Origin of the sequence: Shewanella sp. ECSMB14101 (assembly GCF_000773485.1) — a bacterium.
GTDB lineage: Bacteria > Pseudomonadota > Gammaproteobacteria > Enterobacterales > Shewanellaceae > Shewanella > Shewanella marisflavi.
Genome location: NZ_JSFF01000030.1, coordinates 29,923 through 43,702 on the forward strand (window position 1 = coordinate 29,923; position 13,780 = coordinate 43,702).

At 40.8% G+C, this 13,780-nt stretch carries 9 protein-coding genes and 2 pseudogenes; 1 reads left to right on the forward strand and 10 read right to left on the reverse strand.

Annotated elements, in window-relative coordinates; all coding sequences use genetic code 11:
- Positions 1–34: 34 nt before the first annotated feature.
- The 10 genes and pseudogenes from NY07_RS17210 to rfaH form a co-directional block, all read right to left on the reverse strand.
- Positions 35–1,414, reverse strand: a complete 1,380-nt coding sequence (locus NY07_RS17210; protein ID WP_033540598.1) for a Coenzyme F420 hydrogenase/dehydrogenase, beta subunit C-terminal domain — start codon at positions 1,412–1,414, stop codon at positions 35–37.
- 57 nt (positions 1,415–1,471) lie between these two features.
- Positions 1,472–2,719, reverse strand: coding sequence for a polysaccharide pyruvyl transferase family protein (locus NY07_RS17215; RefSeq protein WP_052125880.1), 1,248 nt, complete (start codon positions 2,717–2,719; stop codon positions 1,472–1,474).
- A 17-nt stretch (positions 2,720–2,736) separates the two neighbouring features.
- Positions 2,737–3,282, reverse strand: a complete 546-nt coding sequence (gene rfbC, locus NY07_RS17220) for a dTDP-4-dehydrorhamnose 3,5-epimerase (protein ID WP_033540599.1) — start codon at positions 3,280–3,282, stop codon at positions 2,737–2,739.
- Positions 3,279–4,151 carry a dTDP-4-dehydrorhamnose reductase gene (gene rfbD, locus NY07_RS17225; RefSeq protein ID WP_033540600.1) on the reverse strand — a complete coding sequence of 291 codons (873 nt, stop codon included), beginning with the start codon at positions 4,149–4,151 and terminating at the stop codon, positions 3,279–3,281. Before rfbD ends, rfbC begins: the two co-directional genes overlap by 4 nt.
- 9 nt (positions 4,152–4,160) lie before the next feature.
- Complete coding sequence (rfbA, locus tag NY07_RS17230; protein WP_033540601.1) at positions 4,161–5,036, reverse strand: glucose-1-phosphate thymidylyltransferase RfbA; 876 nt, start codon at positions 5,034–5,036, stop codon at positions 4,161–4,163.
- Positions 5,036–6,133 (reverse strand): dTDP-glucose 4,6-dehydratase, encoded by a 1,098-nt coding sequence (rfbB, locus tag NY07_RS17235; RefSeq protein WP_033540602.1) that lies wholly within the window; start codon positions 6,131–6,133, stop codon positions 5,036–5,038. The genes rfbA and rfbB overlap by 1 nt, the downstream gene beginning before the upstream one ends.
- A gap of 203 nt (positions 6,134–6,336) precedes the next feature.
- Positions 6,337–7,311, reverse strand: a complete 975-nt coding sequence (locus NY07_RS17240; protein WP_033540603.1) for a Wzz/FepE/Etk N-terminal domain-containing protein — start codon at positions 7,309–7,311, stop codon at positions 6,337–6,339.
- Between the two features lie 84 nt (positions 7,312–7,395).
- Positions 7,396–9,816, reverse strand: a pseudogene (locus NY07_RS17245) (SLBB domain-containing protein); the annotation flags it as partial.
- Between the two features lie 84 nt (positions 9,817–9,900).
- Positions 9,901–10,131 (reverse strand): annotated as a pseudogene (locus tag NY07_RS19890) (hypothetical protein); the annotation flags it as partial.
- A gap of 971 nt (positions 10,132–11,102) precedes the next feature.
- Positions 11,103–11,630, reverse strand: a complete 528-nt coding sequence (gene rfaH / locus NY07_RS17250) for a transcription/translation regulatory transformer protein RfaH (protein WP_033540605.1) — start codon at positions 11,628–11,630, stop codon at positions 11,103–11,105.
- A 590-nt stretch (positions 11,631–12,220) separates the two neighbouring features.
- Here rfaH and NY07_RS17255 point away from each other — a divergent pair.
- On the forward strand, positions 12,221–13,693 hold the full coding sequence (locus NY07_RS17255; protein ID WP_033540606.1) for a peptide MFS transporter: 1,473 nt from the start codon (positions 12,221–12,223) through the stop codon (positions 13,691–13,693).
- Positions 13,694–13,780: the final 87 nt, after the last annotated feature.

Here is a 13,780-nt window from a genome sequence, read left to right on the forward strand (position 1 = left end):
AATATTGCTGACATTTTCAATGGGGATTTAACCATTACTTTCCAATCATTTTTTTAATAAAGGACTTTACTTCTTTTTTAAAACTACGGTTTAGTTTATAATAGTCATTTACATGCTCATCCATTCTACTATAAAAAACAGAAATATCTCCAGCTAACTTAGCTGCAACAAATGCACTATGACTAGCGTCTGTTATTATTTCACGCTTCAAATAAAGTTGATGTCGACTTTTATTTAACTTGAAATTTGAATATAAGGACTTTCTTGGCTTAGGATACCACATATTTTCCTTTTCTTTATGTTCAACTCTAGATAATAGACCTTCTTTTCGGTGTCTAAAGTTACCTCCTTGTGCTTGAAGCACTTCAGCCTCCCCCTTTTCATCAAATTTAATCTCACCACTTAACAACCCAGTCTCAAATATATTTTCGATTTCTGTGTTTCTGGTTATCACTATGTTTGTCCCTAGAGGATCTGAAGCATAAGGTTTAATCCACGCATCTCCAAAAATAACATCTGCGACTTCCCCCGCTACGTCATCACAATAATCACAAGCTTTGGGCTTAAATAGCCCCAGCCCCCAATCTGTCCATCGTATTTCTTTAGCCCTTTTTGATAATCTTTCGCCATTATTTAATCCAACTTCAATTAAATATTGGTCTGCATTGGCATCAAGGTCTTTAACACGGAAATCAATAGAATCAATTTTTTCAATATTATTAATCCCACAGATTTGAGATGCCAAATATTCAGAATAAGCAACAGATTTTTGGTGCCCACAAAATAGCGCTATGTGATATTTAATCTTTTCTTTTAGAATGGTGTTTTCTTCGCTAAGCAGTCTAATAGACTTTATAAAACACGGAACACCAATAAAAGCTAGACGTCCATTAAAACTCATTATTACATCTATAATGTTTGAGTAAGTAACTACATGATATCTTGACTTCTTAGTATTATTAAGTCCACTTAAAGAATCTGTTATAGTGTACTCAAAAAATCCATCACTATTTCTCGTTGATGGACTAACATTAATTACGCCATCAACCATTCCATTTGCTAGTAACTTTTCAACTAAATAAGTAGTAAGTCCACCAGAACTGCTAGCGATTCTCTTCTGTTTATTGGATACCCCGCCCACGAGAACTTTATTGTATCGACCTAATAAATTCGAATAATGTAAATTTTCATTGTAAAGTTCATCCGAATATTCATCTTCACTCTTAGAACCTCCAGAAAATGGACAAACCTTAATAAAGCTCTCATTTTCTTTTCTATTAAAAGAAGAGTTTAGCTTAGGTTTATATAATCCCATTTCGTTTAGCTTTATATCTACTTTCATAGGGCTAACCGCCTTACAGTTACCACACCCTATGCAAAAACCTTCGCCTACAACCTTACTAAACTCATCCATTATTTATGCTCCAACAACTCAATAGTTTTGTAGAATAAAAATTCAGCGTACGGGAAATTAAAATATTTTGGAAAAATCTTCCAAAAACGGTTTCATTTTCAGCTTCATTTTTTTATTCATCTCTAATAATTTTTGCTTATAACTATTATTACCATCAACTTCAAGAGTTCTTGATATCATATTAGACAGTTTACTAGAAATCTCATCATACTCTATAACAAAATTTTCAGATTCAATATTTTTCATATAACCTTTTATTTTATGCTGTGTATTTATCATAATAGTTGGAACACCAGCTGTTGTTGCAAGAATACCAACATGCATTCTAGTTGATATAAATAGTGCTAATGACTTTTGTATTGCTTGATATTCATCTTCAAATATCACTTCATTTTTTAGTATCGATACCGTAAAACCTTCGCTATTTAAACTTTCCATTACTCTTAAACATATCTCGTAATCTCCACTAATTCCATTTTTCACATAGTTTGATGGCATTAACAATATATTATATTCATCTAAGTTTATAGAAGACTTAAGTGCATTAACTATTTCAGATTCATAATCAACATTACATTGAATTTCTTTTGGGACTAGAGACAAGGTCAATCCAATAACTGATTTCTTGTTATTAAAGTATCTCTCAGCAGCATCGACAAATCCTGACTCTTGCAACACTCCTACATCTGGTGAATATTGAACTTTAGCTTGACACCCATCCCATACTTTCTTAGCTACCTCATAAGATTTCTCATCTCGAGCAACTATTAAATCTGCTTTTCCTAATGTTAATCTTAAAATTCCTTTAGTAACTCGTCTAAAAATTGGACCTATACTTTGAGGAAAAACAACTAACCTCTTCTTTTTAAGAATGGCTAACCAAAAAATAAGACATCTCTGGTACAATCTAGGATAAAAATTATCGTTAATAGTTTCACCGGCAATACTTAGGCACATGTCACAACTGTCAATTTCAGACATTAATCGCTTTTGAGTTTTGTTAAAGCAAAAACGTTGGGATGAAAAGCCAAAAAACTTAGCATTAAGTAGTTGGAGAGATATAAACAAAAAGAAATTTAATATCCAAAGAATTTTTTTTATGGCCCCCTTATTTCTAGGAAAGTCATAGAATATGTCATCGTGTACATCACGATATTTTTTTTGACTAGTATCTTTATCTAGAGAAAGTATTACAACTTCACTATCCGGATAAACATCTTTACAAACCCTCAGTGAATTATCCAAAAGAACACCATTCCCAACATGTATTGCACTAAATGCATCTAATACTAATATTTTCTTCATTAATTCATCTAACCTATCTATAAATATATTGCATTTTTAAATTGAACGCCTAGTTTATCCTTTTCCGATAAAAAAGGTATAATATCTACTGGCCATGATATGGCCAATTTTTGATCATCCCATATAATCGTATTCTCATATTTAGGACTATAATAGTTTGTACATTTGTAGACAAACTCAGCACTTTCCGTCGTAACATAGAAACCATGTGCAAATCCTTCAGGGATCCACAATTGACGCTTATTCTCAGCAGATAGATACTCACCAACCCACAGTCCGAAAGTTGGTGAATCTTTTCGAATGTCCACCGCAACATCGAATACCTCACCAGAAACCACTCGAACTAACTTACCTTGGGTATTCTCTGTTTGGTAATGCAAACCACGCAAAATACCTTTCTTTGATTTTGAATGATTATCTTGTACAAACTGCGTTGGTTTACCTGTTACTAACTCTTCAAATTGCTTTTGGTTCCAAGTTTCCATAAAAAAACCACGTTCATCACCAAATACTGTCGGCTCAATGATTTTTACATCTGGAATTTTAGTATCGATTACTTTCATGCTTGATATTCTTCAATTTTAGTTAATGCTTTTTGCCAGTCACTTGGTTTAATGCCAAAGATACTTTTAATCTTGTTGCAATCAAGCTTTGAATTAGTCGGTCTTTTCGCTGGTGTAGGATATTGATGAGTAGCTATAGAGGTTAAAGTTGGTGCTTTTCCCAATACATTTTGCTCAACAGCTTGAATAAAAATTTGGTCTGCAAATTGATACCAATTTACATAAGGCATACCTGAGAAATGATAAACTCCCCAAGCATTTTTGCCTGCATGCGACTGTAGTGCGATACAGATTAACGCAGCTGCTATATCAGCGGCATAGGTTGGGCCACCGAACTGATCTCCGACAATACTTAATGAATCGCGTTCTTGCCCTAAGCGAAGCATAGTTTTAACAAAATTATTTCCGTGCTGACCAAATACCCAAGCAGTTCGAAGAATGATGTGCTTATCACAGGCTTGTATAACAGCCTGCTCTCCTGCTAATTTACTTGTGCCATATACACCTTGAGGATTTGTTACATCATCTTCGTTATACAAGCCATCTTTATTGCCTTCAAATACATAATCGGTTGATATATGTAAAATTGATGCTCCTATGGATTGTGCTGCTTGAGCTAAATACTTCGGCCCATCACAATTCACTTTATATGATAGTTCTTGCTCAGTTTCAGCTCTATCTACAGCCGTATGGGCAGCTGCATTGATAATCACATCAGGATTAAAACCATTAACGATATCATTAACCATTTGCTGTTGAGTAATATCTAACTCTTGAGAATCAACAGCTAATACTTCAGCCTTACCTTGTAATTGTTCAACTAAGCAATGACCAACTTGTCCATTGCATCCTGTTACTAATACTTTCATAAAAACTCTTTACTTAGCAGATTTTGAGGCTAATTTATGTAGATACTGACCATAATCGTTTTTCATCATTGGCTCAGCAATGCGCAATAAATCCTGTTTGTTTAACCAACCCTGTTGAAATGCAATTTCTTCTAAACAGGCAACCTTTAAACCTTGCACATGCTCCAAAGTTTGAACAAATGAGGCTGCTTCATGCAAACTTTCATGAGTGCCTGTGTCTAACCAAGCAAAACCTCGGCCTAATAGTTCAACATTCAAAGAGCCATCATTAAGGTACATTTCATTAAGCGTGGTAATTTCTAACTCTCCGCGTTCAGAAGGTTTTACCTGTTTTGCCAATTTGACTACACGGTTATCGTAGAAATACAACCCTGTTACTGCGTAATCTGATTTTGGATTCTGTGGTTTTTCCTCTATAGAAACTGCACGCATATTTTCATCAAACGCCACAACGCCAAAACGTTCGGGATCTTTCACTTGATAACCAAAGACGGTAGCACCCTGCTCGCGATTAGCAGCATGTTGCAATGTTTTAGTAAAGGATTGACCATAAAAAATATTGTCACCTAATACCAAACAACAACTATGATCTCCAATAAAATCCTCGCCAATGATAAAGGCTTGCGCTAAACCATCAGGACTTTCTTGAATGGCATACTCCAGATTTATCCCATAATCACCACCATCACCTAGCAGCCGTTTAAAACTTGTATTATCTTCAGGGGTAGTAATGATTAGAATGTCGCGAATACCCGCCAACATCAGCGTAGATAACGGATAATAAATCATTGGTTTATCATAAACGGGCAACAATTGCTTAGATACGCCCCTAGTCAAAGGATATAATCGAGTTCCTGAGCCACCGGCTAAAACAATCCCTTTCATTACTTATCCCCTTCCTGTGAGCTACTAATTACGCCTAAACGTTCTCTTTGATAAGAACCGTCTTGCACACGTTGACTCCACACCTGATTATCAAGATACCACTGTACCGTTTTGCGAAGTCCCGTTTCAAAGGTCTCTTCAGGCAACCAGTTCAGCTCTTTACTCATTTTGCTTGAATCAATAGCATAGCGACGGTCATGACCTGGACGATCTGTCACATAAGTAATTTGTTCTGAGTAAGGAGCACCCTTAGGCATTAGCTCATCTAAAATGGCGCAGATAGTTTGTACTACTTCCAAATTTTGTTTTTCATTGTGACCGCCTATGTTATAGGTTTCACCAATCACACCTTCAGTAACCACCTTATATAGAGCGCGTGCATGATCTTCTACGTATAGCCAATCACGGATCTGGTCACCTTTGCCATAAACTGGCAAAGACTTACCTTCTAATGCATTCAAAATCACTAGAGGGATAAGTTTTTCAGGGAAGTGGTAAGGACCATAATTATTTGAGCAATTGGTCACAATTGTTGGCAAACCATACGTGCGTAACCAAGCGCGAACAAGGTGATCACTAGATGCTTTAGATGCCGAATACGGACTACTAGGAGCATAAGGAGTGGTTTCAGTGAATAGCGTTAACTCATCTGAATTTTGTACTTCATCAGGATGAGGCAAGTCGCCATAAACCTCATCGGTAGAAATATGATGAAAACGAAAGGCTGTCTTTTTATCTGCAGATAGCTCGTTCCAATATGCACGAGTCGCTTCAAGAAGGGTGTAAGTACCAACGATGTTGGTTTGAATAAAGTCAGCTGGACCTGTAATTGAACGGTCTACATGAGACTCAGCAGCCAGGTGCATTACAGCATCTGGCTTGTGTTCATCGAAGACTCTATCTAGTTCAGCTCGGTCACAGATATCAACTTGCTCAAAAGCGTATCTTTCATCTTTCTCTACGCAAACAAGCGACTCAAGATTGCCAGCATAAGTTAACTTGTCGACATTGATTACGCTATCTTGAGTATTGTTGATAATATGGCGAATGACAGCAGAGCCGATGAATCCGGCTCCACCTGTGACTAGAATCTTCATTTTTTACTACCAAATTTGATGAGTTTAGCCATGCTAAATGGCTATTTAAGAATGATAAATTTCACTTAAGGATCTCAACTTTTCAAACACTGCTGAGACTATTTTTTTGAATTTGAGACAATCGAATTTTCGTAGTCTCATAAAAAGTCTAGGTTTTTCGGAATTTTAGGAAAATGTCCCAATAGGCCTATAAAATTTTTAATCTAACTTTCTTTTCTTACAAAATGTCTTATAAGAACCAGCATTACAGCTAACATACCGCCTAGGATGGTACCTAGTACGCAAATGAGTGCACGTTTCGGCTTAGCCTTTTCTTCAGGCACTAAAGCTGGATCGATTGTTTTAAAAACGTATTCGTCACGCACTTCAGCGAACATGATGGTTTTAGCTTGCTCTTCGATCAGTTTGTATAAGATAGTCCGGATATCTGCTACGTTAGTTTGTGCAATTTGCTTGTTTAAAAAGTCACTACTTCTGATAGCCTCTGCAACATCACGCTCTTTCATGACTTTGTTGATATCTTCAACTAGCCAATTGACCCATTTCTGAGCTACCGCTGGCGACAAATGCTCAACAGATACGGTTACCATTCCCGTGTCCTTTGCAGAATTGACACTAACTATCTTACTAAACTCTTTATAGGCTTCCTGCATCGATGGTTCAGGCTTAAAAGGGGCTTTAACTTCTCTCACCCATTTTTTTGATGCTGCATCATATAGTTCAGCGTCATATACAATGCTGTTATCGCCCATGTTCCATTTTTCTGCGGCCATCAAATCAGGCAACAGATTGTGCTTTTTAATAAAATCACTCGCAAATTGGCGTGATTTCATGACCTCAATAGCCATCTGAGTCTTATCAACACCACCGCCACTGCCTAAGTTAATGCCAGCCATACTCGCTAAGCCGCCAAACTGAGAAGCTAAAGCACTTAAACCTCCTCCTTGCTCCTCACTTGCTGGTGCTAAAAGCGCTTCAGACTTATAGATATTGGGCTGCATAATGGCAAAAATAACTGAGCCAATGGCAAATATGGCCGTTATCGCAATTATTAGCCATTTGCCTTGCCAGATAACGGAAAACAACTCTCGTAGGTCGATTTCATCATCTGCTTGTTGTACTTGGGCGCGCATATCGGAAAATTGGGCATCGCCGTAGTTTTTTATCTCGGTGGACATAGATTTTGTGTCTCGGAGTCTCATTATCCTAAAAAGAAACTAAGCACTTTAATGAGAGGCTCATCAAAGTGCTCATATATAAGGTTATAAATTGGCAATAGTCGCTAACGCAACGGCGCTGTTATAAATAATGCCTGTCACTTGCGTCCACAGTGTCAGGTTATCTTTATACTCTAAGTCCAGTGGCACAATAATGGTGTCACCAGGATTAAGCTCTGTCTTATTGCTAAACCACATTGAGCGATTAGGGATCTGCACAGAGCCGTTTGCCTTGACGATGTAAGTTCTATCTTCATCAGCTCGTTCTCTGGCGCCACCTGACATTTCAAGGTACTGATCTAACGTTAGACCTTCCTTAAACCTGTGGGTAGCAGCGTGTTGCACTTCGCCCATTACGGCAATCGTCTGCTTTACTGACGGCACATAAAGAATATCTTGATCTTCAAGTTGAAGATCTGCCTGTTCGATGCCAATTGATATAGCGGATAAATCAACAACCAAGCGGCCTACTGCTTTGATGTTTTCAAGGTCATCTAGCATCATCTTAGCATCGCTATAGTTCACCACTGTGCCATCTTTAGAGACGCCACGGGTGGCTATATCACGTCTAAGTTGATCGGCGAGCTTTTTAATTTCTAACTGCTCTTGCTGACGTACTGACTCACGTACAAACACAGAGGAAGGCAGATAGGCATACTGAGTAAAGCCACCCGCACGGTCGATAACATCTGCCAGCGTCTCACCTCGGCGAATACTATAAACACCCGGGAATTTAACTTCACCGCGAATCTCTACGGCTTTGCTTTCCTGCCAGTCAGGCGTTGTCATCACTGTAAGGATATCTCTCGGACTAAGAAGCAAGTTAGCATCAGCACTTTCAGATAAAGCTTCATCCAAATTGATACTCGAATGGCTAACAGTAGATTCCTCATTACCCAATACAGTTGAGGTCAACTCTGCTCGCGCTGTATAGGCACCTTCCACCAGTCCGCCGGCTGCAGCTACTAAATCCTTAACCTTGGCGCCTTGCGTAAGCGGATACACACCTGGATGGCGCACCTTGCCGCTTATCGCAACAACTTGCGTGCCGTTATCTGAATTTCCTTGTGAAGCCAACTGAGCAACAACCGGATACAACAGTTCACTGCGGTTCATAGCGCCACTGAGCTTAATAAGCTCCTTGTCGTCGAACAAGTTGGCCAACATCTTGTTGACTTCACCTTTGATTAATTGCTCTTTATCATCAGGTGCTTCTCTAGCAATCACCACACCGCCAAGTTGGCTTCGCTGTGATAACTGCATCTTGTCTAACTGTGAAAATCCCGCTTTAAACAGATCGTTACCCACCAGACTGTCACCTGTAAGCGAGGTGACTTTTTTAACTCTCTGTTTTACTAACTTATTTAACTCATAACGGTTTTGGGTGTCATCGCTATAGTTAAATAGCATCACCTTATCACGAGGCGCTAATCGCAAATCTTGAGTTACGTCTTTCTCAGCAATAGCGCGACTTGGCGAAAACTGTAATACCTTAACCTTGCCGTAGCGATTGACCTCTCGCACGATAATGGCGTAGTTAAGATCGGCCGACATTGAAAGATCACCCCAAAGAGAAGGTAAAAGATCACTGATTTTTTGGCCGTCAAACCATTGGTACTTTCCAGGACGAACTACGGCGCCAACAACGGTAATAGCTTCTTCAAACTGACCCGAGGCGTTTTTAACACGAATGAAATCGCCAGCCTGCGCCTTAGTTGATTTTCCTTTTGAGGAAGTCAGGTCAACATTGACTATGCTACGAAGACCATTGCTATTGTAGCGCTCAATGCTGCTGCTCTTTGGATAGGCACCGGGTTTTACGCCCGCGGCCATAGCGACAATATCGGCAACCGTTTCATTGCGTTTTAACTCATAAATGGCTGGGCGGCGCACTTCACCCGTAATGCTAACCAATCCACCTACTGGAGGAACAAACACCACATCGCCAGAACGCAGACGAATATCACCCGACGCGTCACCGCGCATCAAGAGATCATAAAGATCCATGCTGCCGACTAACTGACCGTTGCGCTTGACCTGAATGTTACGTAGTGAACCAATTTCATTAACGCCACCGGCAACAAATAACGCTTGAGTAATAGTAGACAAACTAGAAACGGTATAAGAACCAGGCTTATAAGCATCACCAGCAATAAAGATACGAATAGAACGCAGCTCACCCATAGTGATATTTGACTCGATACCAATCATCTGCTGCGAAATGCGATAACTGAGTGTCTCTCTCAGCTCAGCAAAGCTTAAACCGGCAACTGAAATTGGACCCAGCTCAGGAAATTGAATAACCCCTTCACGATTAATGACTAGGTCATACTCTTTATTCTCTTTACCAAAAAGCTGCACCTTAATGCCGTCACCTGGACCCACTAGGTACTCACTAGGCACGGGGACATCGGAAACTGGCGCAAAGGTGGTGGGTTCACCTTGAAAAAGCTCATAGCCGAAGCGCTTTAACTCACTTTTCTGTTTATCTTGTGAAAAGTTGAATGCACTCTCGGCCTCAGCAGAGTGGTCAACCACGTCATTGGTCGCTCGTGGCTGCACTACTTGAGGGTTATCAAGCTTTTGCTGCGAAGCGTTAGCTCCTCCTAAAATAGAAGGCTCAATGCCATACTGACGCGCTAATCGTTGCTGCTCAGAAGCAGGCAGATTTTTAAACTGCTCTATCATTTGCGGCGAAGGAGTGATCGCCTGCGCCTGCGTCCCCATCAAAAATAGGGCTGCAACCGCCGTTATTATGATTTTTTTGGTTCGTTGTAACACCGATAATCTCCGTTGATAAAGGCAAGGTTTAAATATTGATTCGAGTTTTAAATTTTTTGATCTGTACGTATGAAGCGATAAGTTTTAAGACTCAGGGCTCAATTCAAGAATTCAAGGCAACGCTGGCGATCAGTCAATGTGCCAGCCCGATACTTCCAAGCAATTGCTTTTAGGCTCGCTCGCGTGGCGGCGACCTGACTCAGTACATCCTGTACTTCGCTCTTCGAGCCAGCTAAAGCTGTTAAAGATTGTTCCCGATAATCATTTTCGGCTATCGCTTAACGAATACCCTCTCAAAATGCTAAGTGTTCATTCGATGCCCTGCGGGCACGCTACCGACCCACGTGGCGGTCGACCTGACTCAGTACATCCTGTACTTCGCTCTTTGAGCCAGCTAAAGCTGTTAATGATTGTTCCTGACAATCATTAACAGCTTCCACTAAAAGACAGAAACTGTTCTGTCTTTCTGTCTTTTGCCTTTCAGGCACGCTACCGACCCGCGTGGCGGCCAGAGGCCTTCGGCTATCGCTTAACGAATGAAACTTTTCATTCGATGCCCTGCGGGCACGCTACCGCCCATAGGTTGCGGCTCCCAACATGCCCTTCGCTCTCGCGAAACATCAGATTTTAACTTCGTCTTGTCTAAAACACTTTGGTTAAGATGTCCTGCTAATCAAAATATTTTGTACTACCTTGTAGCAAAGCGACATATTGTAATGGAACAAAGAGACAAATACTGCTTATATATGCACCAATCGACGCTAAAAAGTGATTGCGACGAATTTATCAATACAAAAGCTGTACAACATTTCCACTCAGTCCTACTCTTGCGTTACTTTTCAGAGCAAGATGTCAACAAATCCCACAAATAAAAATGCATTTTGCATAGTCTTATGGCAGATCTCTTACAAACATTAGCGTCAACAACCTACTTCTTACTGCTAAATGAAGCTTGATTTGCCTAAATTAGATCAAATCCCCTTAATACTGGCTCTGGGTACTGACACCCTTTTTTGTTGCCCCATTATTTCAAACAAAATATGACAACGCTTATCGCCGTTCTGCTCCTCGAAAATCCCTTCCAGATCTACAAACGGTCCTTCGACAAACTTCACCTTGTCACCAACTGCTAACTTAGGTTCAGCATTTTCATCAAGCAGATAATCACTGGGCAGTTGTAAGGCGTTAAGCATCTTAGCCTCACGCATCTTAATCGAATGAATGATGGCATCGTCGATCGCTGTCATCTCTTCTCGGCAGCCAATGATGCGCGAAACACCACGAGTAGAGTGGATTTTGCTCACGCTAACCTCAAGTGGATCAAAATAGATAAACAGGTAACAGGGAAATAGGGGCAAACGCTTAACGCTGGTTTTGCCGGCCTTGGTGATCTGTTGGGGAAGCGTAGGTAAGTAAGTCTCTATCTGTTGCATTGCAAGATTTTGCTGCGCGCGGGATTCGCCGCGAGGTTTGCAATATACAAGATACCAAGACTTCATAATTTCCTTAAGGACCTAGTTTTATCGTTAGCTAACAGGTTAGTTTCCGCTGTGGCAGGATCCACAGTGGTCTTACTTTACACTCTGAGAGTGTTTTGCAAGACGCATCAGATTAACGCGCAATGCAAAGATAACGAGATAATTCAGGTGACATCCAATTCACGGCCGAAATCATAGCAAATACTCTAGTGCAAAGAAAAGAGCAAATACACTCTTTTTGGTGTACCCATTTTGTAATCAGTTCAAGATGCAAATTTTCACTATAGACTGATATCGATTTAGACAGACTGGCTTTCAACGAGTAGTAATTCCAGTGGCGATTTGTTAGTCACTTAGGCCAGCTAAATTGACTTTTAGGCGATTAAAAGGGTATATAAGGTGGGTTTGATAAAATTTAATACGCTAAATATTAAAAAATAATAAATTCTCGCAACACATATAGAACACTGTTAATCATATTGATCAGCATTATCATATGGTTAAGCCAAACCAGGCAGTTCTATCTATAAAGCGATGAATATTAGCAACAACCATTTTTCTACATAGTTTTTGTTATGTAGGCAATCACAAGCTGAAGGTGGAAGACTTACATGAGCGCAGCAAAACCCCAAGGTACGATGCTCGGGCATCCTAAGGGACTGTTCCTGTTATTTACAACAGAGTTATGGGAACGTTTCAGTTACTATGCGATGCGAGCCATTTTGGTACTTTATCTCGTCGACGCAGTACAATCCCAAGGGGGCCATGGTCTAGGTTGGACCCAGGCCGACGCCCTTAACCTCTACGGAACATTCACAGGTCTTGTTTATTTAACCCCTCTCATCGGTGGCTGGCTAGCCGATGCTTTCCTCGGTCAACGTAAAGCCATCATAATTGGTGGTGCGCTTATGGCCGCTGGTCAATTTATCCTAGGTACACCCCATGCTTGGGTGCAGGGCATGGAAACCGAAGTCTTTTATGTAGGTTTAGGTGTGCTTATCTTAGGTAACGGCCTATTCAAGCCAAACATCTCTACCATGGTAGGTGACCTGTATGAAGAAGGCGATCATCGCCGTGACGGTGCATTCACCATCTTCTACATGGGTATCAACGTAGGTGCTTTCCTGTCGGGTATCATAGTGGGTTCAGTCGTAGCCTACTTCGATGGTAACTTCCAAGCAGGTTTCATCTGTGCCGGTATCGGTATGGTCATCTCGCTAATCATTCAGTTTATGTTTGCCCAAAAGCTACTTGGCGATATCGGTCGTACGCCGGCAGCCCAGCTTGAAAAGCAAAGAGCGGCTGAAAAAGGTGAAATCCGTAAAGAGCCACTGACAAAAGTTGAGCGTGATCGCATCAAGGTGATCATGATAATGGGTCTTTTCACCATCATCTTCTGGGCAGGCTTTGAGCAGGCCGGCGGCCTGATGAACCTATTCACCAACGACTTCACCGACCGTATGATAGGCGGCTGGGAAGTGCCAACTACTTGGTTCCAATCTTTGAACGCCATGTTCATCGTGATCTTCGCCCCAGTCGTGGCCTCTATTTGGGTACGTTTAGGCGCTAGAGAGCCAAACTCTCCGGTTAAGTTCGCCTTAGGTCTGGTATTACTGGGCATTGGCTTCCTATTCATGATCGGTGCCGTACTTGAAATGGGTGGCGACGCCAATGCTAAATCAAGCATGTGGTGGTTGGTTGGTGCTTATTTCTTCCACACCATGGGTGAGCTATGTCTGTCTCCTATCGGTCTGTCTATGGTGACCAAGCTGGCTCCACTTCGCATTGCATCACTTATGATGGGTGCTTGGTTCCTGTTTGTTGCCGCAGCTAACAAGATTGGTGGCATCATCGGTTCTTTCATCGGCCATGGCGGCGCTAAAGAAGAGCAGCTAGCTAACGCTATGTCTATCTTCGCAGGTATCGCGGTCACTGCTGCGCTATCAGGTATCATCCTTTACTTCATGGCTGACAAGCTGGTTGACTGGATGCACGGTGCTGAAGATAGCCATCATCACAGCGAAGAAGAAGCATTAGAAGAAGAGATCGCTGTGACTGCTGAACATGAAGCAATTAAGCGATAAGTAACGACATTACTAAAAAAGCCTGGCAATGATTTGCCAGGCTTTTTTATTTTTGATGTCTCGTCCTGAAATGTGTTTACACATTGA

Coding starts and splice junctions, on each gene's coding strand:
- NY07_RS17210 (WP_033540598.1), bottom strand. CDS start 1,414: ATGGATGAGTTTAGTAAGGTTGTAGGCGAAGGTTTTTGCATAGGGTGT.
- NY07_RS17215 (WP_052125880.1), bottom strand. CDS start 2,719: ATGAAGAAAATATTAGTATTAGATGCATTTAGTGCAATACATGTTGGG.
- rfbC (WP_033540599.1), bottom strand. CDS start 3,282: ATGAAAGTAATCGATACTAAAATTCCAGATGTAAAAATCATTGAGCCG.
- rfbD (WP_033540600.1), bottom strand. CDS start 4,151: ATGAAAGTATTAGTAACAGGATGCAATGGACAAGTTGGTCATTGCTTA.
- rfbA (WP_033540601.1), bottom strand. CDS start 5,036: ATGAAAGGGATTGTTTTAGCCGGTGGCTCAGGAACTCGATTATATCCT.
- rfbB (WP_033540602.1), bottom strand. CDS start 6,133: ATGAAGATTCTAGTCACAGGTGGAGCCGGATTCATCGGCTCTGCTGTC.
- NY07_RS17240 (WP_033540603.1), bottom strand. CDS start 7,311: ATGTCCACCGAGATAAAAAACTACGGCGATGCCCAATTTTCCGATATG.
- rfaH (WP_033540605.1), bottom strand. CDS start 11,630: ATGAAGTCTTGGTATCTTGTATATTGCAAACCTCGCGGCGAATCCCGC.
- NY07_RS17255 (WP_033540606.1), top strand. CDS start 12,221: ATGAGCGCAGCAAAACCCCAAGGTACGATGCTCGGGCATCCTAAGGGA.